Genomic DNA, 1,275 nt, shown 5'->3' on the forward strand with positions numbered 1-1,275 from the left:
ACCCGTCATCTCCGCGCACGTCGTAATCGACGACGAGTGCTTCGAGTCGGGCCACGCACCGCAGATTCTGGAGCAGATCATTTCGTGTGTGAAGGAGCACTTTCCCGTTTCCTTCGAACATGCCACCATCCAGCTGGAGACAACCGCAATACGAGAGCGAGCATGCACCTCGGTTCAACACACGTAGGGCGACTTACCACCCTCCGGGGGTGTGAGATCCCCGGGTCGACGGCAGGGAATCGCCCAGCAATCTCGCCCCATGAGCAAGGCTGCCCGGGCGCTCACTGGGCGTCACCGCGCTCAACCCCGACGGCGACGTCTTCGTCGGCCACGTTCCAGCGCGTTTCGTCCTGGAGTACCTGGCCGACCCACCGAAGGGCGCCCGTGGCTTGAGCGTGCCAGCCATGCCCGTAGGCACGCCCGGCATGGAGCAGGGTGACCAGTTCGACCCCTACGACGTGCTGCTGCTCACCGACGGCAAACCGAGAGTCCTTGCCAAGGTGACCAAGGCTTTCGCACCAACGGGCTTAACCCCGATCTCGCCCCTCAGAGGCTAGTTCATCTCGAGCCCGGTCCGGCCCGGGAAGGCGCGCGAACATTCGCAGTCATCCGTCACGGCGTCATTGTGAGCTCGGCTCTACTTTCTACTCCGGATGGCGAAGTCCTGATTCGTGCCATCTAGGTCGCGTGTCGTACGCAGTCTTCGGTGCTTCTCGACACTTCTGATAGGTCTGAGCGACTAATGCTCCACGAACGTGGCTCGCTGTGGAGGCCCTTGCCCTCTCACTTCGCGGCAGCAATCTTGGCCAGCCTTGCTTGGATCCGGCTCCCTTCGCGGCGTTCGGGAGGGCATGCAATAAGCCACCTCGTTAGCACCGCGATCTCCTCTGCCCGTTGTCCGAGCTTTCGGTGAATGATCGCTGCCTGCTCTGAGTACCAGGGTGCGGGTTCCCTGCCTTCACGGGCCGCCTCAGCTGCCTCTGCGGCTGCGAGACAGAGCTCGAGTGCTTCCTGAAGGCGCCCGTCGCGCTTGAGTTGCTTGATCGGCTCGACGAGCTCGAGGTAGTGCACACCGTTCACCAACCCAGAACGCAAGATGTTGGCCCTCGGTCCACGGTCAAGTCCCGGGTAGTGGTGTAGCGGGTGCGTGTTCCTTCGTTGGGGTCAGGCTGTGAGGGCTGGCAGGTTGTCGCCTCCGATCTCGGGGTCGAGGGCGGGGACGATGTTGACGCGGCAGCGGGCCAGGACGTCGAGGCCGAGGTAGCGCCGTCCTTC

At 63.3% G+C, this 1,275-nt stretch carries 1 protein-coding gene and 1 pseudogene; both read left to right on the top strand.

All coding sequences use genetic code 11. The annotated features are described in order from the left end of the window. Window positions 1-187, top strand: a pseudogene (locus ABC138_RS17315) (cation transporter); the annotation flags it as partial. A gap of 97 nt (window positions 188-284) precedes the next feature. Further along, window positions 285-557 (top strand): DUF411 domain-containing protein, encoded by a 273-nt coding sequence (locus ABC138_RS17320; RefSeq protein ID WP_345914448.1) that lies wholly within the window; start codon window positions 285-287, stop codon window positions 555-557. The last annotated feature ends 718 nt before the right edge of the window (window positions 558-1,275 follow it).

Source organism: Janibacter sp. LM (genome assembly GCF_039631275.1).
GTDB lineage: Bacteria > Actinomycetota > Actinomycetes > Actinomycetales > Dermatophilaceae > Janibacter > Janibacter terrae.